The 26,835-nt window shown below is 36.5% G+C and carries 20 protein-coding genes and 1 pseudogene; 6 read left to right on the forward strand and 15 right to left on the reverse strand.

Going from position 1 to position 26,835, the window contains the following annotated elements:
* Positions 1-122 precede the first annotated feature (122 nt).
* The 4 genes from ABN763_RS03715 to ABN763_RS03730 all read left to right on the forward strand — a co-directional run bounded on the left by ABN763_RS03715 (position 123) and on the right by ABN763_RS03730 (position 4,162).
* Complete coding sequence (locus ABN763_RS03715; RefSeq protein WP_410484073.1) at positions 123-1,340, forward strand: aminotransferase class I/II-fold pyridoxal phosphate-dependent enzyme; 1,218 nt, start codon at positions 123-125, stop codon at positions 1,338-1,340.
* Positions 1,341-1,443: 103 nt separating this feature from the next.
* On the forward strand, positions 1,444-1,914 hold the full coding sequence (locus ABN763_RS03720) for a hypothetical protein (RefSeq protein ID WP_410484074.1): 471 nt from the start codon (positions 1,444-1,446) through the stop codon (positions 1,912-1,914).
* 136 nt (positions 1,915-2,050) lie between these two features.
* Entirely contained in the window at positions 2,051-3,547 is a 1,497-nt protein-coding gene (gene nhaC / locus ABN763_RS03725; protein ID WP_410484075.1) for a Na+/H+ antiporter NhaC, read from the forward strand.
* Between the two features lie 81 nt (positions 3,548-3,628).
* Positions 3,629-4,162: a hypothetical protein gene (locus ABN763_RS03730; protein ID WP_410484076.1), complete on the forward strand. Its 534-nt coding sequence runs from the start codon at positions 3,629-3,631 to the stop codon at positions 4,160-4,162.
* A gap of 8 nt (positions 4,163-4,170) precedes the next feature.
* On the opposite strand, the gene ABN763_RS03735 is transcribed toward ABN763_RS03730, so the two are convergent.
* The 3 genes and pseudogenes from ABN763_RS03735 to ABN763_RS03745 all read right to left on the reverse strand — a co-directional run bounded on the left by ABN763_RS03735 (position 4,171) and on the right by ABN763_RS03745 (position 8,086).
* Positions 4,171-5,067 (reverse strand): patatin family protein, encoded by an 897-nt coding sequence (locus tag ABN763_RS03735; protein ID WP_410484077.1) that lies wholly within the window; start codon positions 5,065-5,067, stop codon positions 4,171-4,173.
* 15 nt (positions 5,068-5,082) lie between these two features.
* Positions 5,083-5,984: pseudogene (locus ABN763_RS03740) on the reverse strand (patatin family protein).
* Positions 5,981-8,086 carry a M1 family metallopeptidase gene (locus ABN763_RS03745; RefSeq protein WP_410484078.1) on the reverse strand — a complete coding sequence of 702 codons (2,106 nt, stop codon included), beginning with the start codon at positions 8,084-8,086 and terminating at the stop codon, positions 5,981-5,983. The pseudogene ABN763_RS03740 and the gene ABN763_RS03745 overlap by 4 nt, the downstream one beginning before the upstream one ends.
* A gap of 88 nt (positions 8,087-8,174) precedes the next feature.
* On the opposite strand from ABN763_RS03745, the gene recG reads away from it, so the two are divergent.
* A complete protein-coding gene (recG, locus tag ABN763_RS03750) occupies positions 8,175-10,277 on the forward strand; it encodes an ATP-dependent DNA helicase RecG (RefSeq protein WP_410484079.1) in 2,103 nt (700 codons plus the stop codon).
* A 7-nt stretch (positions 10,278-10,284) separates the two neighbouring features.
* Here the strand turns inward: recG and ABN763_RS03755 are convergent, their stop codons facing one another.
* From ABN763_RS03755 to ABN763_RS03775, 5 genes are all read right to left on the reverse strand, one after another.
* Positions 10,285-12,246: an AIM24 family protein gene (locus ABN763_RS03755; RefSeq protein WP_410484080.1), complete on the reverse strand. Its 1,962-nt coding sequence runs from the start codon at positions 12,244-12,246 to the stop codon at positions 10,285-10,287.
* Positions 12,247-12,352: 106 nt separating this feature from the next.
* The gene (locus ABN763_RS03760; protein WP_410484081.1) at positions 12,353-14,626 is read right to left on the reverse strand and encodes an aconitate hydratase; all 2,274 of its coding nucleotides are present in this window, start codon (positions 14,624-14,626) and stop codon (positions 12,353-12,355) included.
* Positions 14,627-14,955: 329 nt separating this feature from the next.
* A complete protein-coding gene (locus ABN763_RS03765) occupies positions 14,956-15,909 on the reverse strand; it encodes an AAA family ATPase (protein ID WP_410484082.1) in 954 nt (317 codons plus the stop codon).
* Between the two features lie 4 nt (positions 15,910-15,913).
* Entirely contained in the window at positions 15,914-17,353 is a 1,440-nt protein-coding gene (locus tag ABN763_RS03770; protein ID WP_410484083.1) for a peptidylprolyl isomerase, read from the reverse strand.
* Positions 17,340-18,218, reverse strand: a complete 879-nt coding sequence (locus ABN763_RS03775) for a peptidyl-prolyl cis-trans isomerase (protein WP_410484084.1) — start codon at positions 18,216-18,218, stop codon at positions 17,340-17,342. The genes ABN763_RS03770 and ABN763_RS03775 overlap by 14 nt, the downstream gene beginning before the upstream one ends.
* Before the next feature lie 166 nt (positions 18,219-18,384).
* On the opposite strand from ABN763_RS03775, the gene ABN763_RS03780 reads away from it, so the two are divergent.
* The gene (locus ABN763_RS03780; protein ID WP_410484085.1) at positions 18,385-18,606 is read left to right on the forward strand and encodes a hypothetical protein; all 222 of its coding nucleotides are present in this window, start codon (positions 18,385-18,387) and stop codon (positions 18,604-18,606) included.
* An 82-nt stretch (positions 18,607-18,688) separates the two neighbouring features.
* On the opposite strand, the gene ABN763_RS03785 is transcribed toward ABN763_RS03780, so the two are convergent.
* The 7 genes from ABN763_RS03785 to ABN763_RS03815 form a co-directional block, all read right to left on the reverse strand.
* Positions 18,689-19,138 carry a hypothetical protein gene (locus ABN763_RS03785; protein ID WP_410484086.1) on the reverse strand — a complete coding sequence of 150 codons (450 nt, stop codon included), beginning with the start codon at positions 19,136-19,138 and terminating at the stop codon, positions 18,689-18,691.
* Positions 19,131-20,099, reverse strand: coding sequence for an NAD(P)H-dependent flavin oxidoreductase (locus ABN763_RS03790; RefSeq protein ID WP_410484087.1), 969 nt, complete (start codon positions 20,097-20,099; stop codon positions 19,131-19,133). The genes ABN763_RS03785 and ABN763_RS03790 overlap by 8 nt, the downstream gene beginning before the upstream one ends.
* A gap of 197 nt (positions 20,100-20,296) precedes the next feature.
* Complete coding sequence (locus ABN763_RS03795; protein WP_410484088.1) at positions 20,297-20,821, reverse strand: hypothetical protein; 525 nt, start codon at positions 20,819-20,821, stop codon at positions 20,297-20,299.
* Positions 20,822-20,830: 9 nt separating this feature from the next.
* Positions 20,831-22,075, reverse strand: a complete 1,245-nt coding sequence (locus tag ABN763_RS03800) for a DUF6638 family protein (protein WP_410484089.1) — start codon at positions 22,073-22,075, stop codon at positions 20,831-20,833.
* Between the two features lie 34 nt (positions 22,076-22,109).
* Positions 22,110-24,062, reverse strand: coding sequence for an AAA family ATPase (locus tag ABN763_RS03805; protein WP_410484090.1), 1,953 nt, complete (start codon positions 24,060-24,062; stop codon positions 22,110-22,112).
* Positions 24,063-24,072: 10 nt separating this feature from the next.
* Complete coding sequence (locus tag ABN763_RS03810) at positions 24,073-25,131, reverse strand: hypothetical protein (protein WP_410484091.1); 1,059 nt, start codon at positions 25,129-25,131, stop codon at positions 24,073-24,075.
* Between the two features lie 122 nt (positions 25,132-25,253).
* The gene (locus tag ABN763_RS03815) at positions 25,254-26,606 is read right to left on the reverse strand and encodes a microtubule-binding protein (RefSeq protein ID WP_410484092.1); all 1,353 of its coding nucleotides are present in this window, start codon (positions 26,604-26,606) and stop codon (positions 25,254-25,256) included.
* Positions 26,607-26,835 lie beyond the last annotated feature (229 nt).

Consider the following 26,835-nt stretch of genomic DNA (forward strand, 5'->3'; position numbering starts at 1 on the left):
AATCAATGAAAAAAAATCTAAAAAAACCAAAAAATTAAGATTATAACTCTAAATATAAATAAAATAATTGTATTTAATTCTATGATGATCGAATTTTGGGATTATAATTAAATACGTACGTGATGAAATTCAAACCCGCAAATAGCATACAAGACCTACAATATTTTGGAGAATTTGGTGGAGTTAACCCTTCAATCTCTGATTCATCTACTTATACTTTTTTATCAGCCAAAACGATGTTTGACACCTTTGAAGGTAACGCTGATGGTTGCTACTTATACTCAAGACACTCATCCCCCAGTAATTTATATTTAGGTGAAGCCCTAGCTGCAATGGAAGGAACTGAAACCGCTACCGTCACCGCTTCTGGCATGGGAGCAATCACTCCTGTTCTACTTCAATTATGTCAAAGTGGTGATCATATTATTTCAAGTAGAACCATCTATGGAGGTACGTACGCTTTTTTGAAGAATTTCACCCCAAGATTGGGAATAGAGACTTCGTTTGTCGACATAACAAGGCTTGATATTGTCGAAGCCGCCATTAATTCAAAAACAAAAGTGATTTATTGTGAATCGGTAAGTAACCCCTTGTTAGAAGTAGCCGATATCAAATCGTTAGCTGCACTTGCACAAAAATATGATTTACAACTTGTTGTCGACAATACATTCTCGCCCTTAAGCATTTCACCGGCTAAGCTTGGTGCTAATGTAGTCATACATAGTTTGACGAAATTCATAAACGGATCAAGTGATACCGTTGGCGGAGTGGTTTGCGGCACACAAACGTTTATTGATCAATTACGGAATGTTAATGATGGTGCATGTATGTTATTAGGTGCAACAATGGATAGTTTGAGAGCGTCTAGCATTTTAAAAAACTTGCGCACCCTACATATTCGAATGAAAACCCATAGTCATAACGCAATGTTTCTAGCGAAGAGATTTCAGGAAGATGGCTTAAAGACAGTTTACCCGGGACTTGTAACACATCCTAGCCATGAAATATTTACTAAAATGATGAATACTGAATATGGTTATGGGGGTATGCTAACGATCGATGTCGGATCGATCGACAATGCTAATGCCTTAATGGAATTAATGCAAAAGCAAAATCTAGGGTATCTGGCTGTTAGCCTAGGTTTCTACAAAACTTTATTCAGTGCTCCAGGGAGCTCTACGTCTTCAGAAATTCCGGAAGAGGAACAAAAGGAAATGGGATTAAGTAATGGATTAATTCGCTTTTCAATAGGCTTAGATAATGACATCGAAAGAACCTATCAACAAATGAAGGCATGTATGAAACAGTTACATCTTCTACCAGAAAACCAGTATTTTTAGGCAATTATAACATCCAAATCATTAAAAACAATCGTATTTGTTGTAGTTTAACTACTACAATTCAAAAACATAGTTTTTAGTATTAACCAAATAACCTTTTATAATGAAAAAATTTCTTTGCCTATTGGCTTTATCCTTAATGATTGGAACCACAACCTTACAAGCTCAAGACAACTATACCACCGCAATAGGTTTGGGTATTGATTTTGGTGAAGGAAGCACCTTGGTAGGACCATCTGTAAAACACTTTTTTAGCGCTAATCATGCAGCAATTGCCGAAGTAACTTTTGGTGATGATCTTACTGCTATTTCAGCCATTTGGAACTATAATGACGGTATTCCTAATGCCGAGAGTTTAAAATGGTTTGCTGGTATTGGTCCACAAATTGTACTTTTTGATGGCGGTTCAGATTTTTTCTTACGACCAACAGCGGGGTTAGATTTTAAAATTCCTGATGTACCGCTTTCTATAACGTTTGATTGGAGACCTGCCATCTTTCTAGGAAATGCTGATGGTGCAGATACCTTCACACCCGGTAGGTTCGGGCTAGGATTTAGATATTGCTTAAACTAAAGATATAACCTTTATATCAAAAAAGGCTATCAATTAATTGATAGCCTTTTTTGTTTTACAGTGGTTACCTTGACTCATATTTGCATAGCAGTAGGCAAAATCGTAACATTACCATTCGATTAAACTACCAAACTCAATGCAAGACGAAAATATCAATCCGTTAAATCCTCAAAACGAAAACATTGTCGAAAATAAAGAACTAAACTTATTTGAAGCGCTCATTCCTGTAATAGCACTTGTACTAATGTTATTTTTTAATGTGTTCTATGTATTTGGTGATGATGCACTAAGCGGGAGTAATCAATTCATTCTTCTTCTAGGAGCTGCGGTTGCTGGTGTTGTAGGCTTCTTTAATAAAGTGTCCTATAAAAAAATGGTTGAAGAAGTTGCTGAAAATGTACGATCTACCACTGGAGCTCTATTAATCTTATTACTTGTTGGAGCGTTGGCAGGAACCTGGTTGATCAGCGGTATCATACCTTCAATGATTTACTATGGATTACAAATTTTGAGCCCTACGTACTTTCTGGTAGCTTGCGTCCTAATTTGTGCTCTCATTTCCATTGCAACCGGAAGCTCATGGACTACTTCGGCAACAGTTGGTATTGCTTTAATCGGTATAGGCGACACATTAGGAATTTCTCTGGGAATGACTGCTGGTGCGGTTATTTCAGGAGCTTACTTTGGAGATAAACTTTCTCCTTTAAGCGACACCACCAATCTTGCACCTGCTATGGCCGGCGGAGAACTTTTCTCTCATATAAAGTACATGACGTATACGACCGTCCCAACTATTACGGTTACTCTAATTATATTTCTAATCATAGGATTGAATATTGAGACAAGTGGTACACCCGACATTTCAGACAAATTAATTGCAATGGATGCTGCCTTCAATATTAGCCCCTGGCTTTTTCTAGTTCCGATAATGGTCATAATACTTATCGTTAGAAAGACACCACCTCTTATCGCCTTACTTATGGGTACTTTACTCGGAGCAGTTACTGCCATAATAGCACAACCTGATATCGTATTGAACATCGCCGAAGCAAAAAACTTAGATTTCAATGCTGCTTACAAAGGAGTTATGAAGGCTATCACTGTGGATACCTCGGTTGAAACTTCCAGTGCAGAATTAAACGATTTGTTTTCTTCCGGTGGAATGAGCGGAATGCTAGGTACCATTTGGTTAATTATTTGTGCAATGGTATTTGGTGGGGTAATGGATGCCATCGGAGCATTATCAAGAATCAGTAAAGCGTTATTGAGTTTGGCGACAACTACCTTTGGGCTTTTCGCAAGTACAGTAGCGAGCTGTTTGGCATTGAATGTGACCGCATCCGACCAATACTTAGCACTAGTAGTCCCTGGAAAAATGTTTAGTAAAGCATATCGTGATCGTGGTTTAGCTCCAGAAAATTTATCAAGAACATTAGAGGATTCAGGTACTGTAACGTCGGTACTTATTCCTTGGAATACATGTGGAGCATATCAAAGTGGAGTCCTTGGTGTTCCCGTTGCTGATTATTTCTTTTATGCCATATTTAATTGGTTAAGTCCATTTATGACCTTATTATTTGCGGCCCTTAATATTAAGATAAAGCAGCTTGTTCAAACAGCTAAGATCTCATAAATATTTAGTTGTTTTTTTATCTTATAAAGAACAACACTTTCAAATGTTTTTCGTTTGTTAGAAACACTAACTTAAAATTCTATGTTATTATTTGCTGAGCAGCAGGGCTTACTTGAAGTTATTAAATACACCATTCCAACTATCGTTACTGGAATGATTGCCTATTATTTTTTCAGACTACACACAAAAAATGAGGATGGCAGAAGGCGTTTTTTATTAAAAAAGGACCTACAGGTGAATGCTTTACCCCAGCGATTACAGGCTTATGAGCGCATGACCCTTTATCTGGAACGTATTGTTCCGGCAAAATTGTTAATTAGGGTAAAGCCTAAAGGAGACAACAAAAATGATTATGAAGCGCTTTTGGTGAGTAATATAGAGAACGAGTTTGAGCACAACTTAGCACAACAAATTTATATGAGTGATGAATGTTGGGGAGTTATCAACTCCGCTAAAAATGCTACTATCCGGCTGATCAGAACTACTAATATGAGTGCTAAAATTGAAAATGCGGATAAACTTAGAGAGGCGATCTTAAGCGAAATGCTTGATAAAAATGCGCCATCTGCAACAGCATTGACTTTTATTAAGAAGGAGATTTCTGATATTTGGTAAGGACTGAGTTATTGGGCCTCTAGCAAGGCGTTTCTTTTTTTGCCATATTCAATACCCATTTCCCACCATTCTTTCATCATTTTCTTATTAAAGACCAGTGAGTTTTCGGTCAGCTGAGTCGGTGTGTAGTACCTATTAAGCTTAATATTTTTGTTCTTTGCCGCTAATTTTCCTATGGTGATATCATGCCGCTCTATTTGGTCTAACAAATAGGCAAACAAACTCACCATTAACGAAAATGGGTTTTTGCCCAGTACTTTTTGCTGATCCATATTCTCCGTTTCAAGGATTATTGCATCTACTTCGGTCGCACCTCGCCTAATCGCCTCACGAATGGGCACTACATTACCAAACCCCCCATCAGCATATTCGAATCCGTCTTTTTTAGCCAGCGACATAAATGGAATGTAATTACAAGAAATCCATATCCATTCACAAAAATCTTCATAGCTAAAATCGTTTATACTTTTATACTCAGTACGGTTTTTTGTTAAGTTCGAAACAGTCACTACCACATCTTTTGCACGATAATGAATTTTTTCAAAATCTTCAGGTGAGAAATTTCTTTTTATTGTTTTTAGGAGATTACGACTTTCTCCAAAGGTTCTTTTTCCTTTAAGAAGTTGCCAGATTACATTCAAGTGATTGATGCTAACGTACTCTTGTCCTTTTTTATGTTTTACGAGAAAAGGATTATTACTAAATATTTTGCGCTGATTTACACTAGTATAAATATCATGTATTTTATCAACCTGCCCATTGGCTAAAAAAGGGATTAATAAGCTCCCAGTTGATGTGCCTACAAAAAGATCGTATTCATAGCCTTTTGTTTTCATCAAATACTCGGCAATACCACCTGCAAAGGCTCCTTTACTTCCACCACCACTTATTACAAGTGCCCGCATAAAAACTCAATTCTATTAAATTACTAATTCATTGGCATTAGCATCTTTGCGTTTTGCATATTTAAAACCACGTTGCCACCAATTTGTCATTTGTTCATGATCAAAAATAAGAGAATTAGTAGTGAGAATGGTTGGTGTATAATAAAAATTAATTACCACATCTTTATGTGATGCTGCGAACTTACCAATTTGAATATTCTGATATTCGATTCTGTCTGCCATAAAATTAAACACATTGGTGATTAAAGAAAAAGCATTTCTAGAGGGCATCCGATTAATACTTGTAATCTCCGTTTGCAAAATGATAGCATCGATCTCTGTTGCGCCACGCTTTACAGCTTCTTCTAAGGGAATCATACAACCTAAACCTCCATCAGCATACTCGTAGTGGTTTTTTCTGACCAATGACATAAACGGGGTATAATTGCATGAAATCCATATCCAATCTATAAAATCCTGATAATCATAATCTTTAATCGATTTATATTCCACCTGATTTAATGAAAGATTTGATACTGTTACAATTACTTCCTTAGGTCCAAATTTAATTTTATTAAATTCTTCAATTCCAATGGAGCTTTTGATCAAAGCTCTTAAATTATGACTATCTCCAAAGGTTTTTTGTCCTTTTAAAAAATTCAAAAGCACGTTAAAATGGTTGATTGCTATTTGCTGCACACCATATTTTTTTTGACTTTGAATGGGCAGTTACTGAATATACTATTCTGATCTACTGAAGTATAGATATCTTTAATCTTACCTACTTTTTCTAAAGATAAATGAGATATTAGTAAACTACCTGTGGACGTTCCCAAATAAAGGTCATAATTGTTCTTTTTTTCTTCAATAAGATATTGGGCAACCCCACCAGCAAATGCACCCTTACTTCCGCCTCCACTTATAACAAGTGCTCTCATTTAGTTTGTAGTTGTTTTAGGATTTCTTCTTCCTCTAACGATAATTTTGAAGACAATTTAGTGATCCGCTCTTGCCAAGTACCATCGTTTAGTAAACTTTGTAGTGTTTTTTTGGCAAAACTTGCAAAACGCCAATTAGGATGTGTCGATGCATTGATGAGATCAAGTAAATTCTGATCGTTAAAGCCGGATAACTCAATTAAGTATCTAAATGCATTTTCTCGTGTTTCAAACCCATATTTTGGTGCGGTGTAGGACGATAGCTCCTGATACCAGCCGGCTTTTTTTTCATCTTCATAGTCTTGAGTAACCAATGCCAAAGCAAGCCATAACGTTCTAATATTTTTATTTTCAAATCCCACTTGCCCTCTAGTTTTATCAAGGTAGGTAGCTCGCATATCAGGGAAATTAGCCCAAAGTTTAAATAAGGTATTTTCAACAGTTATATACGATTTATCATCAAGTAGGCTTTCAAAATCCGCTTGAAGCTCAGAAGGTATTTCATTTAATACTGATACGATATGTTGTCTTAATTTTAAATCATTAGTTGCCAATGCCTGTTTTAAAAGATTGTTTCTAAATGGGACCACATCATCTTTAATTTGGTCGATTACCTCACTTTTAATCGGATAATACACATCTTTTTCTAAAACACCTTTAAAAAACTGATACCGCTCTTGACTTTTCTTCTTTGATGAATGCTGAAACTCGTTTTGTGTAACTTCAAATAAACGATCGATGAAAAAATCCGGTTGCGAAATAAGGCTAGCCATCGCTTCCTCGTAAGGAAACTGCTTCGACTGCAGCCATTGTTCAACAAATTCTACTAAATCTTTTCCACTCGCTAACTCTACCTCTGCAATAAAATCATTGGTGGTTACATTTTTAAACTCATACAGCTTTAAGTACTTTTTAACTGCAGCTTTGAATGCATCATCGCCCACCTCTTCTCGAAGCATATGCAATGCCCAAGCTCCTTTCTGATAAAAGGTTAAGCTACTCGCTTTAGGGTTTACAAGTGATTCACCTTTACCTTGAGCACTCATTTGATTGAGCTGTAATGCAGACTCATATAAACGTAAGCTATAATAGGCTTCACCAAATATCTTTCGTTCTGCCAACAATGCATAATAAGTGGCAAAACCCTCATGAAGCCAATGGTGCTTTCCGGAGGTCTCGGTTACTAAGTTACCAAACCATTGATGCGCCAACTCATGAGCGCTGACATTGACGTAATTTTGATCGACAAAGCCAATACTATCAATCATAAAACTATTGGCAAAAATTGTGGTTCCGGTATTTTCCATCCCTGCATATAAAAAATCGCGAACCGGTACCTGTTTGTAGTTCTGCCAAGGGTATGTTATGCCAATTTCATTTTCTAAAAAGTCGAACATCATTTTTGTATATCGATAAGTCGGTTCTACCTTATCTACATCCTTAGGATGATAATAATTAACTAGTGGAATGCCACTATCGCTTAACAGTTCTTGTTTTTCAAAATTCCCAATAGCAAGCGCAACTAGATAGCTACTCATCGGTTGTGTCATATCATAATGCCATTCTAGCTGATTGCCTACCATCTTAGATTCTGCCAACTTTCCGTTTGCAATTACCTGATAATCCTTGTCAAAACGAATGCTTAGATCAAATTCAATCTTATCATTCATATCATCCAAACTAGGTAACCAATGACTTGTATATTTGCCTTGACCTTGAGTCCATACTTGTTTTACATCACTATCAGTACCCCAACCAAAAAAGTACATTGTCTTTTTAGGATTTGCCGCATAACTGAAGGAGGCGTTATATGTGTTTCCCCTTTTAAAGTTACCTTTTAAATAGATTTTACCACTATCATTAGTAACGATTACTTCGTCCATTTCATCAATATCAAGGACACTCATGTTTCTAGCGTCTAGATAAACAACAGTGGTATCCTTTATAATGGTAAAACTTGCATTGATGCTACCGGCAACCTTTTCGTTTAAAACATCAATGTTCAATGTAGCATGAATATGCTTAAAGTCAACAACACTTGTTTGCTGTGCTTGCAACCAGTTGGAACATATAAGAAATAACAACAGAAAACAGATCCTCATGCGATAGATTTATCAATAACTACTCCAAAGTAACGAAATGCGTTCACATATTATTTTTGATTTGGACTAAAACATTTAATTTAGTTTTATGAACCCGAATGTGCTTCAAACTCCTATTGAATATTTAAAGGGCGTAGGGCCTAATCGGGGAGAATTACTTCGAAAAGAACTTGGCATACATACCTACCAAGATCTTCTTAATCTATTTCCTCATAGATATATTGATAAGACCAGGTTTTATAAAATTAGTGAACTACAGCGCAACAATGCCGATGTTCAGATCGTTGGTAAAATCATTCATTTAAAGACGGTTGAGCAGAAGAAAGGAAAGCGTCTAGTTGCAACATTTATAGATGATACCGGGAAAATGCAACTGGTATGGTTTAGAGGACAAAAATGGATTCGTGAAAACATAAAAATTAACGAACCTTATGTCATTTTTGGTCGAGTAAACTACTACAACGGCTTTAGCATGCCGCATCCTGAGATGGAGTTGTTATCTACTTATGAGAAAAAATTGCGGACAGCCATGCAGCCTGTTTATCCATCCACTGAAAAGCTAAGTACTAGAGGGATCACTAATAAAACTACTTCTAACATTATTCAACAGTTATTTATTGAAACTAAAGGACAATTTTTGGATACCTTATCTTCTACGATATTAGATGATCTAAAATTGATTTCTAAAAGCGAAGCGCTATTTAACATCCATTTTCCCAAATCGCAAGAACTGCTGGCTAAATCACAATTTCGATTAAAGTTTGAAGAGTTATTTTATATTCAACTCCAACTGATAAGCAAGAATATGCTCAGAAAGCGAAAGATAAAGGGTTATCCTTTCAATCAAGTAGGTAGTTATTTTAGTCAGTTTTATCAAGAACATCTTCCATTTGAATTAACTAATGCCCAGAAGCGTGTAATTAAGGAAATACGCACCGATTTGGGCAGCAATGCACAAATGAATAGACTACTTCAAGGTGATGTTGGTTCAGGTAAAACAATAGTAGCATTAATGACCATGTTGCTTGCAATCGACAACGGATTTCAAGCTTGCTTGATGGCACCAACTGAGATATTAGCTACGCAGCACTTCCATGGATTAGTTGAATTGTTAATAGATATGCCTATTACAATCCAATTACTAACCGGATCGACCAAAACATCGAAACGAAAAGAGATTCATGCCGATTTACAAAACGGACAATTGCATATTTTAATTGGTACTCATGCCGTTTTAGAAGATAAAGTACAGTTTCTTAATCTCGGTTTGGCCATTATTGATGAGCAACACCGTTTTGGAGTGGCGCAACGATCTAAATTATGGCATAAGAATGAACAACCACCCCATATTTTGGTAATGACCGCCACACCTATTCCTCGTACATTGGCCATGAGTTTGTATGGAGATCTAGATATATCAGTCATTGACGAACTTCCTCCGGGGAGAAAATCTGTTAAAACCGTACATCGATATGATAGTAATCGGCTAAAAGTCTTTCAATTTATTAGAGATGAGATAAAACTAGGCAGGCAGATTTACGTCGTATATCCGCTAATTCAGGAATCGGAAAAAATGGATTATAAAGACCTTATGGATGGTTATGAAAGCATTGTTCGGGAATTCCCCATGCCAGAATACCAGATATCCATTGTACACGGTCAAATGAAACCGGCTGACAAGGATTATGAAATGAATCGCTTTGTGAAAGGTGAAACTCAAATTATGGTTGCAACTACAGTTATTGAAGTTGGAGTCAACGTCCCCAATGCTTCGGTTATGATTATTGAAAGTGCCGAGCGTTTTGGATTATCTCAATTGCATCAGCTGAGAGGTCGTGTTGGTCGGGGTGCAGAACAGAGTTATTGTATTCTAATGACAAGCCATAAATTGAGTAATGATAGTAAAACACGATTAGAAACTATGGTTCGCACAAATGATGGTTTTGAAATTGCTGAAGTCGATCTAAAACTAAGAGGTCCGGGGGATATCATGGGAACGCAACAAAGCGGTGTACTAAATTTGAAAATAGCCGATATTGTAAAAGATAATGATATATTAAAGCTGGCTAGACAATTCGCTATCAAATTATTAAAAGATGACCCGACCTTGTCTAAAGAAGCGAATAGGATTATCCGATTTACCTACTCACAACTGGCGAAATACAAGAATATATGGAACTACATTAGCTAGGTTTATATTAAATAGGCATCAAAAAATTCTTGATAAACTTGACAATACCACTTTTAGCTTTTCCTTTTACATCAGCATCTATCAAGATCAAATCAGACGGTTGTTTTTTTAGGTAAATACCACTCATGAAAACATCAACCAAATTGACTTCAGACTCCACTTGAAACCGTGTATTACGTTGCCAAGCTAATATTCGACTAACGGCTACACTGGCTTCCGCTTTGCGCTCATCAGAAATAATTGGTTTCCCAGTAGTCATTAAAACTAATTTTCCTGGACCTTTTGCCGTTGTAAAAATAATACGACCCAAAAGCAGGGAGGTTAAACGCATACTAATAACCGCCGATATCTTAATATTGGCACTCATTCCTACAAAATTTTTAAAGTTGAAGATCACCTCCTCATCTTCGGCAAGTTCCCATTCTACAAACTCCTTACCACCCATCGCACGAAAATAAACGGAGGTATCGGCTTGATCCATTTTTATATGGTTCATTGCATAGTTACCTGTGAAAATACGGCCTATAAAAGCTTTATTCCACTGTGGGATACTAAATTTTGGTGCCCTGCCACTTGGCTCGTAAGATCGTGAAACAAAGAAATCTTGATTGCTCGATATCGGGATAGTATATTGATTTTCAAATTTTTTGAGCGTTCCGCTATTCATCCCTTCCTCATTTTCTAAAAGACTGATATAATTACTAGCTTCTTGCGAAAATGCAACCCTAGAAAATACGTACATAAAACTCTTGACAATGACGAAACCGAATAAAATATCTAGTAGTAAATTGATGAACAAATTGAGGTCGAAAACACCTTGGATTGTTTTTCGCAGACCTGTTTTAACATCTTCTAACCTTGTCTCTACTAATTGCTTAGTATTATTTGCTAACGCTTGAATACTATCGTTTTTACTTTGGGTTAAGTCGCGTACTTCCTTCACCAAGTTTTTATGTCCCCTTTTTCTTGATTTTTTGTAGGATTTGTCCATTTCACCCTTAACCCCATTTTCAAAATAACAGAAGATGTTAGGAAAAGTACATTCCTCCTTCATCAAACCGGGAATTACTTTGCCCAATTCATCCGGAACTACCTTATAAAAGGTTTTTCCTGCTTTATTTGGTAGAGCTACACTCATTTCTTCGCTTTCAACCTTAACAGAGTCCATCGCAGCGTTAATGCTCACTTTTAGAGAATCTACTTCTTTATCTACCGAGATTTTCAGATCTTTTTCAAACTGGACTCGCTTAAATCTATTAATTGAATCTGTAGTCTCAACAAAAGTGTTCGCATAAATACCGTCTACTGCTTTTTTGTGGATTTTATTCGAAAAAATAGCACTGGGTATAATGAATAATAATAGTGGACTCCAATACAAAACTGACTTTCCAAATAATGAAAAATTCTTCTTAACCCGTGTGTTTTTGAAAATAGCAAAATTCTGAACAATGGCTAGGTAAATAAGTTTTACCAGTGCTGTATAGGTAAGAAATAGAAAAAAATGATAGACATCTAACAAAATCCAAACTACCATCAACCCTACAACCATTGGTAATGATCTTAGGTTTCCTTCCTCTACCATATAGAAAAAAGCGAGCTTGTAACATGCAAAATAAAAGATAGTAAAGAGGAAACCACTGTTCTCGGGTAATAGATCGTATTGCAGGATGATGAATACGGCAAAAGAAAAAACATACGGTAAAAGACCGATAAATCTATCTGGGCGTCGATATCTAACCGCGAGATACAATCCTAAAGGAAATAACCATAGGGACCGAAAATGCAATTTTTGTAAGAAACTTACTTTTTCCGGATCGAGATCGCCAAAATTAGATTGAGAAAAACCAAACAATGCAAAAAGTGAGAAGTCATAAATTGCCGGCAATAATCCAATAATAGTGATGACCAAAAACAGATCTTGATGCGAAAATTTCTTAATTCGCTCCCACAGCATATTGCCTGTTTTCATACAGAAGTTTAGTTGGTTGGCTACAAGCAAGATACGGAAAAAAGAAAAAGCATCCTGAAATCGACTTTTCAGAATGCTTTTTATATTGTTACATCAAGTATTAAAACTATACTGCGTTTTCCTTTTTAATTAGGTTTAAAGCACTTCCTTCACGGAACCACTCAATTTGTGATTCATTGTATGTGTGATTTACTTTGATAGTATCTTTACTTCCGTCAGCATGCACAACCTCAACTGTTAGTGGTTTCCCAGGAGCAAAATCAGCAATATCAACGAAGTTGAACGTATCGTCTTCCTGAATCAGATCGTAATCTGCTTCATTAGCAAAAGTTAAACCTAGCATACCTTGTTTCTTCAAATTTGTTTCGTGAATTCGAGCAAACGATTTAACAATGACAGCAGCTACACCAAGATGGCGAGGTTCCATCGCCGCATGCTCACGCGATGATCCTTCACCGTAGTTATGATCTCCGATCACCACAGTGTATATTCCTTTAGCTTTATACGCTCGTTGCGTGTCTGGAACGCCTCCGTATTCACCAGAAAGTTGATTCTTAACAAAATTTGTTTTCTTGTTGTATGCATTAACAGCACCAATCAAACAGTTATTAGATATATTATCAAGGTGACCACGGAAACGCAACCAAGGTCCTGCCATTGAGATATGATCTGTAGTACACTTACCAAATGCTTTGATAAGTAACTTCATACCCTGCATATCTTCATTTTTGATTGGAACAAACGGTGTAAGTAATTGAAGTCTTTCTGATGTCGGACTTACTACCACTTCTACTCCACTACCATCTTCAACCGGAGCTAAATATCCATTATCTTTTACGTCGAATCCTTTTGGTGGTAATTCCCACCCTGTCGGTTCATCGAACTTCACTTCTTGACCATCTTCATTAATTAAGGTATCAGTAATTGGATTAAAATCAAGACGTCCAGAAATCGCAATAGCAGCTGTTAACTCAGGTGAAGCAACAAAAGCATGCGTATTAGGATTACCGTCTGCACGTTTAGCAAAGTTTCGGTTAAACGAGTGTACAATACTGTTTTTAGGTGCATTTTTAGGATCGCTGTAACGCGCCCATTGACCAATGCATGGTCCACAGGCATTCGTAAAAATCTTAGCATCTAATTTTTCAAACACATCGAGAATACCATCTCTTTCCGCTGTATAACGCACCTGCTCAGATCCAGGATTAATTCCTAGCTCCGATTTCATTTTAAGACCTTTATCCAGCGCCTGCTGCGCTATTGAAGATGCTCTTGACAAATCTTCGTATGAGGAGTTGGTGCAAGAACCTATTAATCCCCATTCAACATCTAGTGGCCACTCATTAGCAGTTGCCTTTTCGGTCATATCGCTACCGACTTCCGTAGAAAGATCTGGAGTAAAAGGTCCGTTTAATAATGGTCCTAGTTCCGATAAATTGATTTCAATTACTTGATCAAAATATTGCTCAGGGTTTTCGTATACTTCAGCATCAGCTGTTAAATATTCTTTTACTTCATTCGCTGCATCTGCAACATCAGCCCGCTCTGTAGCACGTAAGTAACGTTCCATTGATTCATCATAACCAAAGGTAGACGTTGTAGCACCTATTTCAGCACCCATATTACATATTGTCCCTTTTCCGGTACAAGACATTGCAGTAGCCCCAGGGCCGAAATACTCAACAATAGCGCCTGTTCCTCCTTTTACAGTTAGAATTTCAGCTACTTTCAAAATAACATCTTTTGGTGCCGTCCAACCAGAAAGCTTACCAGTTAATTTTACACCGATCAACTTTGGAAACTTAAGTTCCCATGCCATTCCTGCCATTACATCTACTGCATCAGCACCACCAACTCCAATAGCAACCATTCCAAGTCCACCAGCATTTACAGTATGCGAATCAGTACCTATCATCATTCCTCCTGGGAACGCATAATTTTCAAGTACAACTTGGTGAATAATACCAGCTCCCGGTTTCCAGAAACCAATACCATATTTATTTGAAACCGACTCTAAAAAGTTAAAAACTTCGCTAGAAACGTCATTTGCATTTTTAAGATCTTTTTCTGCTCCTTCCTTTGCTTGTATAAGGTGATCACAATGCACAGTGGTTGGTACAGCAACTTTATCTTTACCGGCTTGCATAAATTGCAATAAAGCCATCTGTGCGGTAGCATCTTGACAAGCGATACGATCTGGCGCAAAATCCACATAGTCCTTACCTCTAGTAAAAGATTCTGTGGGCTTACCTTCCCATAAGTGAGAGTATAAAATCTTTTCTGAAAGTGTCAAGGGTTTACCTACTAGCTCACGGGCTGTATCTACGCGTTCTGCCATATTAGCATAAACCTTCTTGATCATATCAATATCAAATGCCATAAATATTTGTTTATTGGTTTATAAAGTGGTTCAAATTTACGAAATGCGGTAGTCTTTTAAAAGATATTCAACTAAGAAGCATATCATTTAATCAATTATAAATAATAAGAAGTTATTCTAAGATTTTGTTAGTAAAACAGCAAAAATCGGTATTGAAAATTGATAAGTTGATACTATTTTTCTGAGCCTGATCAAATCAAACAACAAGACAATACGAAATCGTTATCGTATATAGCTCAAAAAATGAATAAAAAATAGTAGCGATGCCCGTTTTAAGTACTAGACTCTTTAGGTTATTACAAGGTTTCTTTCTTAGCAGCAAAAAAGTATTAAAACAAACTAGTAATGATCTGTTCCTCTGTTATGCCCTCGGCCTCGGCCTTATAATTTTTAATAATACGATGACGTAAAATTCCCATCGCAACTGCACGAACATCTTCCATATCAGGGGAGAACTTGCCGTTGATCGCAGCATGCGATTTTGCAGCGAGTATCAGATTTTGAGAGGCTCTTGGTCCTGCTCCCCAATCAACATATTGTTTAACCAAATCAGTAGCTTTATCTCCGTTAGGTCTTGTTTTAGAGACTATCTCCACCGCGTATTCTACCACATTATCTGCAACTGGAATACGTCGAATTAGATGTTGAATATCGATAATCTCTTGTGCGTTAAATAAAGGTCGAACAGTAGCAGTTTCATCACTTGTAGTGGTTTTAACAACATTAACTTCTTCTTCAAAAGAAGGATATGTTAACTCGATAGCAAACATAAAGCGGTCTAGTTGTGCTTCTGGTAATGGATACGTACCTTCTTGCTCAATTGGGTTTTGTGTCGCTAATACAAAATAAGGAAGATCTAATTGATAATGATGCCCGGCAACAGTAACTGCACGTTCTTGCATTGCTTCTAATAAGGCTGCTTGTGTTTTTGGTGGTGTACGGTTTATCTCGTCTGCCAAAATAATATTGGAAAATACTGGTCCTTTGATAAACTTAAATTCCCTGTTTTGGTCTAATATTTCACTACCCAAAATATCGCTGGGCATTAAATCAGGTGTGAACTGTATCCGTTTAAAATTAAGGCCCAATGCTTGAGCGATAGTATTCACCATTAAGGTTTTTGCCAAACCAGGCACCCCAATAAGCAAAGCATGGCCACCAGAAAAGACGGATAGCAAAATCTGTTCTATGACTGTTTCTTGGCCAATGATGATCTTGGCTATTTCATTTTTTAACGCTTTATGTTTTTCAACCAGCAGGTTGACAGCGGCAACATCGGACATGCAGTTATTGTTTTAACCAGTTGTTTGCAAAATTACAGCCCGAGTAATCATTGCTCACGTTAATATATGTATCTTCTATTTTTTCCCGCATCCATTTTCTAACAACATTAAGTTGCTTTTGTTTGAGTGCTAATTCTTTAATTTTTATGTAATCTCTCGAATAGTCGGCCTCATGAGCTTCTATTCTATTGGTAATTTTTAATATTTTAAATTTCTTCTGGCCAGGTTGACTTTCATCTATTAAAGGCAACGATAGTTCATCATCAGTTAAATTCTGTATTTGTTGATACAAGGTCGGTTCCATTTTGGTAAGCTCAAACTTCGTATCAAAAGTTGCAGGATTGATAAGTTTACCTCCATTTTGACGGGTTTCTTTTTCTTGAGAGTATTTTAAAGCTGCATCAGAAAATGTGATCTCATTTTTCATAATAGCTGTACGAATACTATCCATGCGTGCTTTTGCTTTTTGGATCTCCGCTTTAGGCGCTTCTGGAATTAATAGCAAATGTCTGATATCAAGTTCTTGCCCGCGTATCTTATCAACCGTTACCAAATGCCAACCAAAGTCAGTTTTAAAAGGTTCAGACACCTGACCTTCTTCTAAGCTGTAGGCCATATCCTTCAATTCTTTTGCAAATGGTGTTTGTTTAGTCAATGGGTAGTAGCCTCCTTTTGAGCTTGAACCTGGATCTTGGCTATATAAAATCGCTTGCGTTCTAAAAGGAACTCCGTCTTCAACGATTTCCTTTCTCATTTTTTTCAATCTGTTGACCACAGCATCTTCGACTTCTTTCGGAATATTAGGTTCTATAACGATTTGAGCGATCTCAAGTTCAGCACCAAATTTTGGTTTTTCATCGACAGGAATTTCTTTAAAAAAAGTACGTACTTCCTCTGGAGTGATTTCTACCTCTTCAGTAATGGTTTCTTGCATTTTTTGAGAAAGCTTTTGCTCTTTATTAATATCGAATAACTGCTTTCTAAAGCTTGCTTCATTGTCCTTACGGTAAAATTTCAGCACCTTATCCATGTCTCCCATTTCCTGAACAAAATATTGAATCACCCGATCGACATAGTCATTAATTTCCGCATCGCTAACTACCACACTATCTTGAACCGCATGGTGTGCATACAACTTATCTTCCATTAGTTTCCCCAGTAATTCGCAGCGTGTAAGCTTTTTGGTGTCAATACCTTGACGTTTTAAATCGAAAAGGGTTTTGTCGATATCTGATTCTAAAATAACATAGTCCCCAACTACGGAAGAAACACCATCTAATTTTACTCGCTTAAAGGGTATCTTCACCGTATCCTTCGTAACTGCAGTTTTGCTTACCGAATCGTTTACTATCGCAACTGCCTCATCTTGCGCTTTTGCTAAACCCACTGTCATCAATAAAGCGAATGCAAATACACTTTTCTTCATCATATTAATACGTTTCAAACTTTTTATTTTTTGTAGCATCTGTCAATATTTCCTTTTCAAAATTTCTTATATACTCTAACTTTCGCTTGTTAAGTATGATTTGTTTGATGGTCGGTTTGACATATTCTAGGGGAGCAGTTTGATTTCTTTGGAGCATATCTTTAATGTAAATCAAATATACCCCTAAGGAATCTTTAAGCTCAAAGAATTGTGATTTTTTTAAGTATTTAGTCCGTTCTCTATCGGACATTTTGGGTATTCTACTATATACCTGAGCTGCTTTTACCCATATAGAATCGTTTAAGGAAAAAGCATTAAATTGTAATGATATTGAATCAAGTAACTTTTGATCTTCTTTCTCGAAAGAACGAAAATGATCTTTTACTTCGTCAAGATTAGAATTATCTAACCCCAAGTGAATATATCGAAGTTTTAATAGCTCTTCGTTTAATTTAAAGTTTTCCTTATTGGCTTCGTAATATCTCGAGAGATCGCTGGAGATGACCGTCGTATCAATATTCTTTTTCACCACCGCTTCCTTATAAACTTTGGCAAAAAGATCATTTTTATATTCATCAACCAAAGCATTTAAGTCTTGTTGGCGTTCTTCAGAGATATTGATCAACGCATTTTGATATAACAATTGCTGTGTGGCCCAATTATTTATAAAGTTGGAAACTACAACTGCACTGTCTTGTTTAGAAATATTGTTATTTAACAAACGTTCGATATCTTCTTTGTATAAAAAAGACTCCCCAACTCGCGCTATTGCCTCTTTTTCCTGTTTTGGCCTGAATAAATCACAGCCTTTAAAAATAAAAGCAATACTCAACACAACAAGTAGATTTTTAAGAACTTTTATATGGCCTATTATTTTAGTCAAAAAAAGAATTTGTAGTTTAAATACGGATAGCCGCAAAAATAACAATATTACCAATGTTTGCAACACCTATGTCTAACGCAAAAAAAATTAAGCTATTACAGATATCACTACATTTACAAAGAATTTAAGATAAGTCAAATTAAAGTTGAAAAAGAAAAAGATCAAAATGATATGGGATTTTCGTGGTCCGGCTGCCTTACAAACCGCTAACCACCACGAAATACACTTAAAAACCTATCTAGACCAAAAAAAGATTGAATATCATTTGTTAAAAGTACAAGCTATCTCTGACTTTAAGGCTGAAGTTTGGCTAGTGACGATGGAAAAACATGTGCCAGCGTTACGAAACGATCTTAAACCACACAGAGGCCAATTATACCTTGATTAGTACTTATGCTAGGATGTCTATCAAGTCCTTATCAGTGCTGTAACAATATTTTAAACCTGAATTTAAGTTGGTTATAATGTCTTTAATTATGAAACGCCTGGTTGTGCACTAAGGCAACCCCGCATACCGAGCAGGCTCCGGCAGCACCGGCACCTCCTTTTTCATGACCACTTGGACACTTGTAATGATATTCGCCTTTGGCGTTTTTAGCTGATGCATTACTAATTGAAGGTAGTGGTACAGCGGAAGGGTTTTCTATTTTCGGTGTGTTGTTGTCTGCATCTTTATTGTGAAACGCCTGATTATGTGCAAGCTCTGCACCACATATTTTACAGCTGCCAGGACCATCTGCCCCTTTTGCTCCACACGCCTTTGAGCAAATATAATGTGCCACTGTTGATATATTTTCTGGTGTCTCCTCAGTAGATATATCGGTCTCCGCTAACTTAACTGTTTTTGACGATTTATTGTCACAGCCAATTAGCAACAAGAATCCTACTAACAGCAGTAAAATGAAATGATTACTACGCATATTTTTCCAGCAATTTTGATTGTTGGGTAATGGCATCTTTAAATTCATTTTTGAGCCTTTCTATTAACTCTTTCGTTGAAGGACTATCATCGATTGATGTAACACCTTGTCCTGCCGACCAAATTGTTTTCCATGCTTTAGCTTCACTATCCAATTCTTTACCAAAATCTACTTTTTTAGATGATTTTAGTTGATCTTCAGTGATACCCATTGCATTTAAACTTGGACCCAAAAAATTCGCATGTACTCCTGAAATAGCTGCAGTATATACAATATCACTAGCGCCCGCATCAACAATCATTTGCCTATATTCTTCAGGTGCCTTACTCTCTTTCGTATTAATAAAGCGAGTTCCCATGTAGGCAATATCTGCGCCCATTTGCATTGCCGATGCAATGTCACGACCTGTACTTATACAACCAGACAACAAAATAGTTTTGTCGAAAAACTTTTTCACTTCAGACACCAAAGAAATTGGGTTAATAGTACCTGCATGTCCTCCTGCTCCCGCAGCAACCAATATTAAACCATCAACTCCTGCTTGAGCTGCTTTTTGTGCATGACGTTTTTTAATAACATCATGAAAAACCAATCCGCCATAACTGTGAACAGCTTCAACCAGTTGAGAAACGGCTCCTAGAGAAGTTATAATTAATGGTACTTGGTGCTTGATACAAATTTGTAAATCGGCCATTAAACGGGGATTCGTATCATGAACAATTAAATTAACACCAAAAGGCGCAGCTTTTTTACCCGTTTCAGACTCAAAAGCCGCTAAAGCCTCTTTTATTTCAATGACCCATTCTTCAAAGCCCTCAGTAGTTCTTTGATTTAAAGCAGGAAATGTACCGACTATACCGTTTTTACAACACTCAATTACTAACTGAGGTCCGGAAATTAAAAACATTGGTGCAGCCATAGCAGGCAATGACAAGGAGTCTATAAAAGGTGCTTTACTCATATGGGTTTATTTTGTTGGTGCAATTTAGTTTAATTTTTTTTTAATGACGATGGTTTTAACGGCGGTGATGTTCAGTAATTAGACAACTTCTTCAACCCAATTTTGATTCAGGCTCTTATTAAGGAGATTGGATCGGATTCTGCCCCCTGCCGAACGGAGAGGACTTTAGAATGACGAAAAGACAGTATGCGCATTATTTATTTCAAGTACCCTTTATCTTTTAATCGATCTCTGGCGCTCTTTTCCTTTTTAACAGGTTCCGGCTTCTCTTCAATTTTTGGTACTTCTTGAATAGGATCTCCCTCTGTTAATTCTTCAATGAATTCTTTCCCCTGCTCTATTTTTTCTTCAACAAAGTCAACAGCGATCGATTTATTAGCATCAATCTTTTCATCAGCAAAGAAAAAAGCTGACGCAACATAGGTCCCTACTACGGTACCTACTACACAAGCAGCAAAAATTTGAACCGTTGCCAAACCAAAAGGAATTACAAAAGTTACTAGTCCAATTGTCACTAAATAAAATAGTACGATGTACACCAACCGGAGCAAAAAACGCTGCTGATAAACAAACCCTTTAGGATCATTTTCAGACATTTGCAACTCTTTTGAATAAGCAATCTTATTGATAAAACGATATAGTTTATTACCCTGCGATTCTCGCCAATACAATAAGATACCCACCAAAATAGCTGCTGTAAAAATGATTACTTCTAATGTCATACCCTCGTTTTAAATGTTTTGTTTAATTATGTCTATCACCCACTCTCTAAATGAATTATCCCATTGTTGGTATTCCTGATAAAAACGTTCTTTTTGATACCAATATAAATGTAAGGGATCTTTTCCGGAAACTTCAGCAAGCAACATCCAAATAAGATCTTGATGCTCTCCCGTTAAAGAAGAGTGAGGCCTATGAAGTGCATGAAAAAAATCTTTATCGACAAATGTATCAATCTTCAGTTCATTGCTAATTTCTAATTTTTCAACGTACCGCTCCACGCTAGCGATTCTAGTTCTATTCTTGCTTTCAATACGATTGAAGTAGCTTCTAAAGAGCATTTTGTCCTTCAAGATATCATATACCGGATGTGTTTTTTCATCAACATCCTTTAACACCTCATAAAACAAAAACTTTTTAATACGATCATAACGTTTTGTCTTTACTGATTCTTCTAAATCGTAAATTACGATAACATGTTCTCTGAGTTTTTCAATTAATTCCGGTTGCTTGATATGGTAAATTAAAACATCATGAAAAGAATCTTTTATTGCCTTATTGTATTGCTTTTTATCTTTAAATACTACGATTGGTGTAATAAAATCACGCAAAACAAAAACGCCACCAAAAGCTCTGGTAAAAAATGAACCCGATGTGTAGGTTAAAGGTGATAATTGTAGTTTTCTACCTCGCAAATCTCCATATTTTCTAGAAGACGCCAGAATCTTCATATGTAGGGACTCGTCAATAAAATTGTTTCCTTTATTGAACGTCTCAATTAACTGCTCTTGCTCTTTTTGTGCTCTATCAAGGTTATTTAAAATTCGAAAACCAACAGTAATCTCTTTGTACTTAAGCACGTCTAAAGGTTCGTAAAATGCATCTATATCTTGATCAAGATCTACACAAAGTGCACCATCCCGAGTGATATCGCTTATATGTATTCCATAGGTTTTAAACACCATTTTCATAATGTTACGATCAAACGTATGGAAAGGATAATACACAGGTTTACCTCGCTGCTGCGGCGAAACAATAATGGCATGAGGGTTAGCATCTCCATTATTTAAATAGCTTATATCTCCTTGTTCTTCGGCAATTTCAGGACTCCAACCAATGCCATCTATCTGAAAACTTTCTAATTTGGTAGGTTTGAAACCTAATCGCTTTAAACATTGATTATAACGAGAAACCAATGCACCACCGATAGGTACTAACTCACTATGATATAAATTGGCTTCTATTAATTTTTTCATTTTTTCATCTTAAAATCATTGCCGTAGCATGAGACTAACTATCAAACTGTTTTTGCGCTTCTAAATTTACCTTCATTTGCCCCACTCGCTGTTCTACCTTTCGCTTAAAATCAGTATCTGCTATGGTAGCCATATTGTCCAAATAGCGCACCACTTCTTGCCTGCGAATCTCTGAAAAATCAAGTCCTTTCATATTAGCACGCATAAGTTCTTGTAGCATGTTAAACTTGGTCGTGTAATCCTTTTTGAAATATACTTCAGGATCTTCAAACCAATCATCTTCCAAATCAAAATCTGTCAAACGAAGCGAAATAGCACTTTGTATGTTTCGAACATCTCTGGATGAGAAAAATGGAAAAGACTTTTGTATTTCCTTATACAAATGCGCAAAGAAATCGTGCTCTGATGCTTTAAATCTAGCCGCAACTTCATCATAGATTGCCAACACCCGCGCTTCCGTCGGTTTTTCGGCTTTATCTAAAATTTCTCCCATATTTTTTGCTAAGCCTTGTTTACTTAAGTACTCATAATTTGGGCTTGTCATATTTACAAAGTCTGGCATGGTTTTATCTAATTTCCTCCACCATAAATAATCTTGATCTAAGAAATCAATTGGTGTTTGTGCGCCATCGATTTTAAATCGTCCCTGAATCCTAGAAATTACTGCTTTGTCTAACTGCTCAGGTAAATTGGTGAATAACCCAATTGAACTGTTCCCGTAATTAACCGCATAGGCCCCTTCAGTGTAACGAAGGAATACTCCAATAACTTCTTTAACACCAGCAGAAACTCCCTGTTGCGTGCGTTCTTGAAGATTGTTTTCAGCATCATCAATGGGTGCAAAAATTATTTTTGAAGGATCTTGAAGCGGTTTCATCCATTCTACCATTTTTTCAGCTGAACCTCCTTGAAATGTTGAAATTAGTGTGTCTGGCATTGGATGAAACAAAAAGGGCATATCTAATTGCTCACAATAATCTTTCAACCTGGTGGCAATGGCAGCGATAAGCATACTTTTACCGGTACCAGGAATACCGTATCCCATAAATACAGGCATGAACCCACCTAATTCTTGAAAAGGGTTTTTCTTCGCTACAAAATCATAACTTAACATTCGTTCAGTTAATCGTCTCGCAAAGTGCTTTGCATCTCGATTCCCTACTATGTCTTCGAACTGTACTCTATTGAACTCAACACTGCTTGCTGCCCCAATAAAAACATTATCCCAACCTGAAACAGCAAACTCACTTTTTTCAAGTTTATACGTGCGATCAGTTATGGTCTCTGTATATTCTAATGAACCTTTGCGAAGTTGTATTTCATCAATTAATGCTTCGAAAAAAACCATTGTGAAATCAACTACATCTTTTTCGGATGTAATCATCTCAGGATGGCTTAGATATTTATCATAGTAATAAAGAACACATGAAATACCTTTAAGTGGTGATGCCAATGAAACCTCAGGAATGCCAGCAAACTTATTTTTGATAATTCCCAAATCATCGGAGGCTGCGCCATGTAGTCTATCGATTATATAATATGACATTGCGAATAGCATAAAAGCTGTGGCGGTTTGCATTTTCGACTCGTATTCACGTCGACCTGCATTATCTAATGATGCTTTTCGTTCAACCAGACCAGATAATCCCGAAGAGTCGTAATAATTATCCTTAATCCAAATACCCAACCCAATACCTTCTTGTAATTGGTATAAGGTTTCATTTAATTTAAGCGGAATCGCTACCGAGTCAGCCAGCAATCTTTTTTTAAGTGCTAAAATAGTTTTAGAAACTGAAGTGACATCACTGCCACCATTCCCTTTCGCTCTTGAAAGGTACAGTAGTATATTATCATCTTTCTTATCCTTTTCTTTATTTCTTGCTCGATTACCTTGCTCCCACTGCACACTTTTTATGTATGAAGAAGCTTCATCACGAAGTACGTCAAGCTCAGATTGTTTTATAGGAAAAGTAGTATTGTGTTCCATTAACTTTTATTTAATTTATTCGCGGAAAATCCGCTAAATGTATTGGAGCTTGTTCTAATTTATCGATAAGCTCCGGTACCTGTGCATATAATAATTGAATTACCCGATGGGGGGCCAATAAGTACTTTTTGTTCTTTACTTCTCCCCAACGTTGAATGGTTTGCTTTTTAAAAAAACCACCTTCTTGAAAAATATCCTCTGATTCAATTTCATCAATGGTTAGACTGAGTGCATATGCTTCGAGTGGAATTGTTTTGTCAATTAACCCCTCTAAAACAGCATGCGTAATCTCATGCACATCTTTAGCAAAAACATTATGTAAGGGTCCAAGATCTATTCGCCTAACCTTATACGGATATACTTTAGGCAACTTCTTATCAATCGCATATGCCATAGTATCTAAATCCATTTTTCTATCTGCTGCATTCGATAACACTTCATATATTTCTTCCTTAAGGCCTTCTTTGTTTTTCGCATCTACATCAAAATACATGAAGCAAATAAAAGGACGATTTAATGATACATCGTAGAAACTCCAACTTACTACCATACCGGGGTCTTGCGCAATTTCAGAAGGTACTATTTTACCCTGAACAAATCGGTTAAAAATAAAACGCTGTTGTACTTTGGTATAATACACTACCGAAGCGGCTTGGTATAATTGGCTTGGGTTGATATGTTTCTTCTCCTTCAGTAATCTATTAAGGAAAGATTTTTTAAGGCTGTCAGCACCTTTTAGTCTATCTGAATAATTTTCTTTTAGCGCCAGATCGTTGTACAGATAACGAAATTCTAAATAGTTTGGAAAACCACTTTCTGTAAGGTCAATTTTCATAGCGTCTTCTTCATCATACATGTATTTAATACGCATCGCATCAATTGAATACAATAAAATGTCACAAAACTGCTTCAAAAATTGAGCTTCCTGCTCTGTACATAAGTGATTATTGCTTACTGCCGCAATTGTTTCCTTCATTACAAAGTCTACCATCTTATGGTAAAAAACATATTGTTCTTTACTTTCTAAAGATGCAGCATCTAAAGCAGTTGTAATGTGATTTAAGGACATAAAGTGTTACTCCAACTTAATTAAGAGTTGATAATTAATAATTTAAAAGAAATACAAGCCTGGTCGAACATTTCACTGCGAAAAGTCTCGATTTTTCCCGACCAGACACTAGTTGTATAATACTATCCTAAAAGATCATCTTCTTCTGGTTTAGGTGCCGGTGCAGGATCATCTCCCCCTTCTCCATCACTATCAGAAGGTGCAGTAGGATCTACCGCATAATACTCTTCAAAGATCTCTTTCATATCGATACCATATCGTTCAGCAAAATTCTTCTGGATCTCGACATCCTTCGTTCTAATTTCCTGCAAGGCTTCCGCATAACTGCTGTAAATACCTTTCATCATTTTCTCATGTACCGGAATATTTTCCATCATATCCTGACGTGCTTTCGCACTGGCAGTATGCATTGCAGCCAATGTTTCACCAATATGTTCATCGGTTTTAACACCCAAATGTTCTAAAATAGCAGCAAACTCCTGATCCGTTCTTGCTTTTAAAGCAATTACATAACCATCGTAATATTTTAAACGCTCATCAGTATCACTTTTAAGTTTTGCTCTATGCGTTTGCAAATTGCTACGCAATGAGGTTAATACCTTAATCGTAAGGTTATGCTTATGAACAAAACTATCTTTACTAGCCGCAAGTGTTGTATAAGCATTCTTCAATCCCTCAAGTTCTTCCACCTTTTGCTCAAGTGTTGTCACTTTTCCTATCGCCTCAGAATACTCAGTAGATTGCTTATCAGCAACCTCATCTAATTCTTGACGGGCTTGTTTTAACAAAGCATATTGTTCTTCAAGCTTGTCTTCTACCTCTTTCTTTTTCTCTAAGGCTTTAGTATGATTTTTACTGGCTTCAACTATTGCTTCTTGAAGTTTCTCCTCTACTTCTTTGATCTCTACCTCACGATTTTTCAATCTTGAAACGGCAGCCTGACTTTTATATGATAATTCGCTTAGCAACGTCTGAACATCGGCTTTTTCAATACGCTCTTGAAACATCTGCTTCGCAGTAATATCAGCATCTTCTCGTGCTTTCTGGGCAGCTTTTAACTCTTCCTCACGCTTTTTAATCTTACTTTTTCGTCCCCAAAGGTTATTCCACCAGTTATCTTTAACCGCTTCTGCTTCATCCAATTCAACCTTTGCTTTTTCAAGACGTTTTTGAGCATTATCAATAACCTTCTGCTCATTGGCATTAAGCGTAGAAAATTTTTCAAAAATGATTCCTACTTCATCTTGATAATCCGTTAGGTCTTTAATAGCGTCTAACAATGTTGTACGGTCTTTTTCGGCCATATCGACAACATCGTCCAAGGTTGCATTCAATATTTTTTGTCGCATTTCAGGATCATCTTCCTGAGAAAGTTTAGACTTCATTTGGTCTATAGCCTTACCCCAGTTCACATCTACTTTTTCCTGTTTTGCAGAAGAAGAATCAGTTTCTAATAAGTCAAAATCGTCAGCCATCGGTTCGGTAGTTTTAAAAAAATTTATGTTGTTAAATATAGCTATATGCTTTATGTAAACAAATAGCTATTTATAAATATGTATTGCTTTTAATAAAAAAGTTACAGTAGTCTCAATTCAGATCAATTTTCTGCTAAAAAACATTATTTCTTTTCACAAGCAATTAACAAAAACTAAATTCACCAAGCTTCCCTTTTCAAACCTAAAATTGTACCTTGCGGGTTTTGAA

This window comes from Spongiivirga sp. MCCC 1A20706 (genome assembly GCF_046524175.1).
GTDB lineage: Bacteria > Bacteroidota > Bacteroidia > Flavobacteriales > Flavobacteriaceae > Spongiivirga.

Coding starts and splice junctions, on each gene's coding strand:
- ABN763_RS03795 (WP_410484088.1), bottom strand. CDS start 20,821: ATGACATTAGAAGTAATCATTTTTACAGCAGCTATTTTGGTGGGTATC.
- ABN763_RS03805 (WP_410484090.1), bottom strand. CDS start 24,062: ATGGAACACAATACTACTTTTCCTATAAAACAATCTGAGCTTGACGTA.
- nhaC (WP_410484075.1), top strand. CDS start 2,051: ATGCAAGACGAAAATATCAATCCGTTAAATCCTCAAAACGAAAACATT.
- recG (WP_410484079.1), top strand. CDS start 8,175: ATGAACCCGAATGTGCTTCAAACTCCTATTGAATATTTAAAGGGCGTA.
- ABN763_RS03765 (WP_410484082.1), bottom strand. CDS start 15,909: ATGTCCGATGTTGCCGCTGTCAACCTGCTGGTTGAAAAACATAAAGCG.
- ABN763_RS03755 (WP_410484080.1), bottom strand. CDS start 12,246: ATGAAAACAGGCAATATGCTGTGGGAGCGAATTAAGAAATTTTCGCAT.
- ABN763_RS03730 (WP_410484076.1), top strand. CDS start 3,629: ATGTTATTATTTGCTGAGCAGCAGGGCTTACTTGAAGTTATTAAATAC.
- ABN763_RS03760 (WP_410484081.1), bottom strand. CDS start 14,626: ATGGCATTTGATATTGATATGATCAAGAAGGTTTATGCTAATATGGCA.
- ABN763_RS03780 (WP_410484085.1), top strand. CDS start 18,385: ATGATATGGGATTTTCGTGGTCCGGCTGCCTTACAAACCGCTAACCAC.
- ABN763_RS03800 (WP_410484089.1), bottom strand. CDS start 22,075: ATGAAAAAATTAATAGAAGCCAATTTATATCATAGTGAGTTAGTACCT.
- ABN763_RS03715 (WP_410484073.1), top strand. CDS start 123: ATGAAATTCAAACCCGCAAATAGCATACAAGACCTACAATATTTTGGA.
- ABN763_RS03815 (WP_410484092.1), bottom strand. CDS start 26,606: ATGGCTGACGATTTTGACTTATTAGAAACTGATTCTTCTTCTGCAAAA.
- ABN763_RS03790 (WP_410484087.1), bottom strand. CDS start 20,099: ATGAGTAAAGCACCTTTTATAGACTCCTTGTCATTGCCTGCTATGGCT.
- ABN763_RS03735 (WP_410484077.1), bottom strand. CDS start 5,067: ATGCGGGCACTTGTAATAAGTGGTGGTGGAAGTAAAGGAGCCTTTGCA.
- ABN763_RS03810 (WP_410484091.1), bottom strand. CDS start 25,131: ATGTCCTTAAATCACATTACAACTGCTTTAGATGCTGCATCTTTAGAA.
- ABN763_RS03785 (WP_410484086.1), bottom strand. CDS start 19,138: ATGCGTAGTAATCATTTCATTTTACTGCTGTTAGTAGGATTCTTGTTG.
- ABN763_RS03720 (WP_410484074.1), top strand. CDS start 1,444: ATGAAAAAATTTCTTTGCCTATTGGCTTTATCCTTAATGATTGGAACC.
- ABN763_RS03745 (WP_410484078.1), bottom strand. CDS start 8,086: ATGAGGATCTGTTTTCTGTTGTTATTTCTTATATGTTCCAACTGGTTG.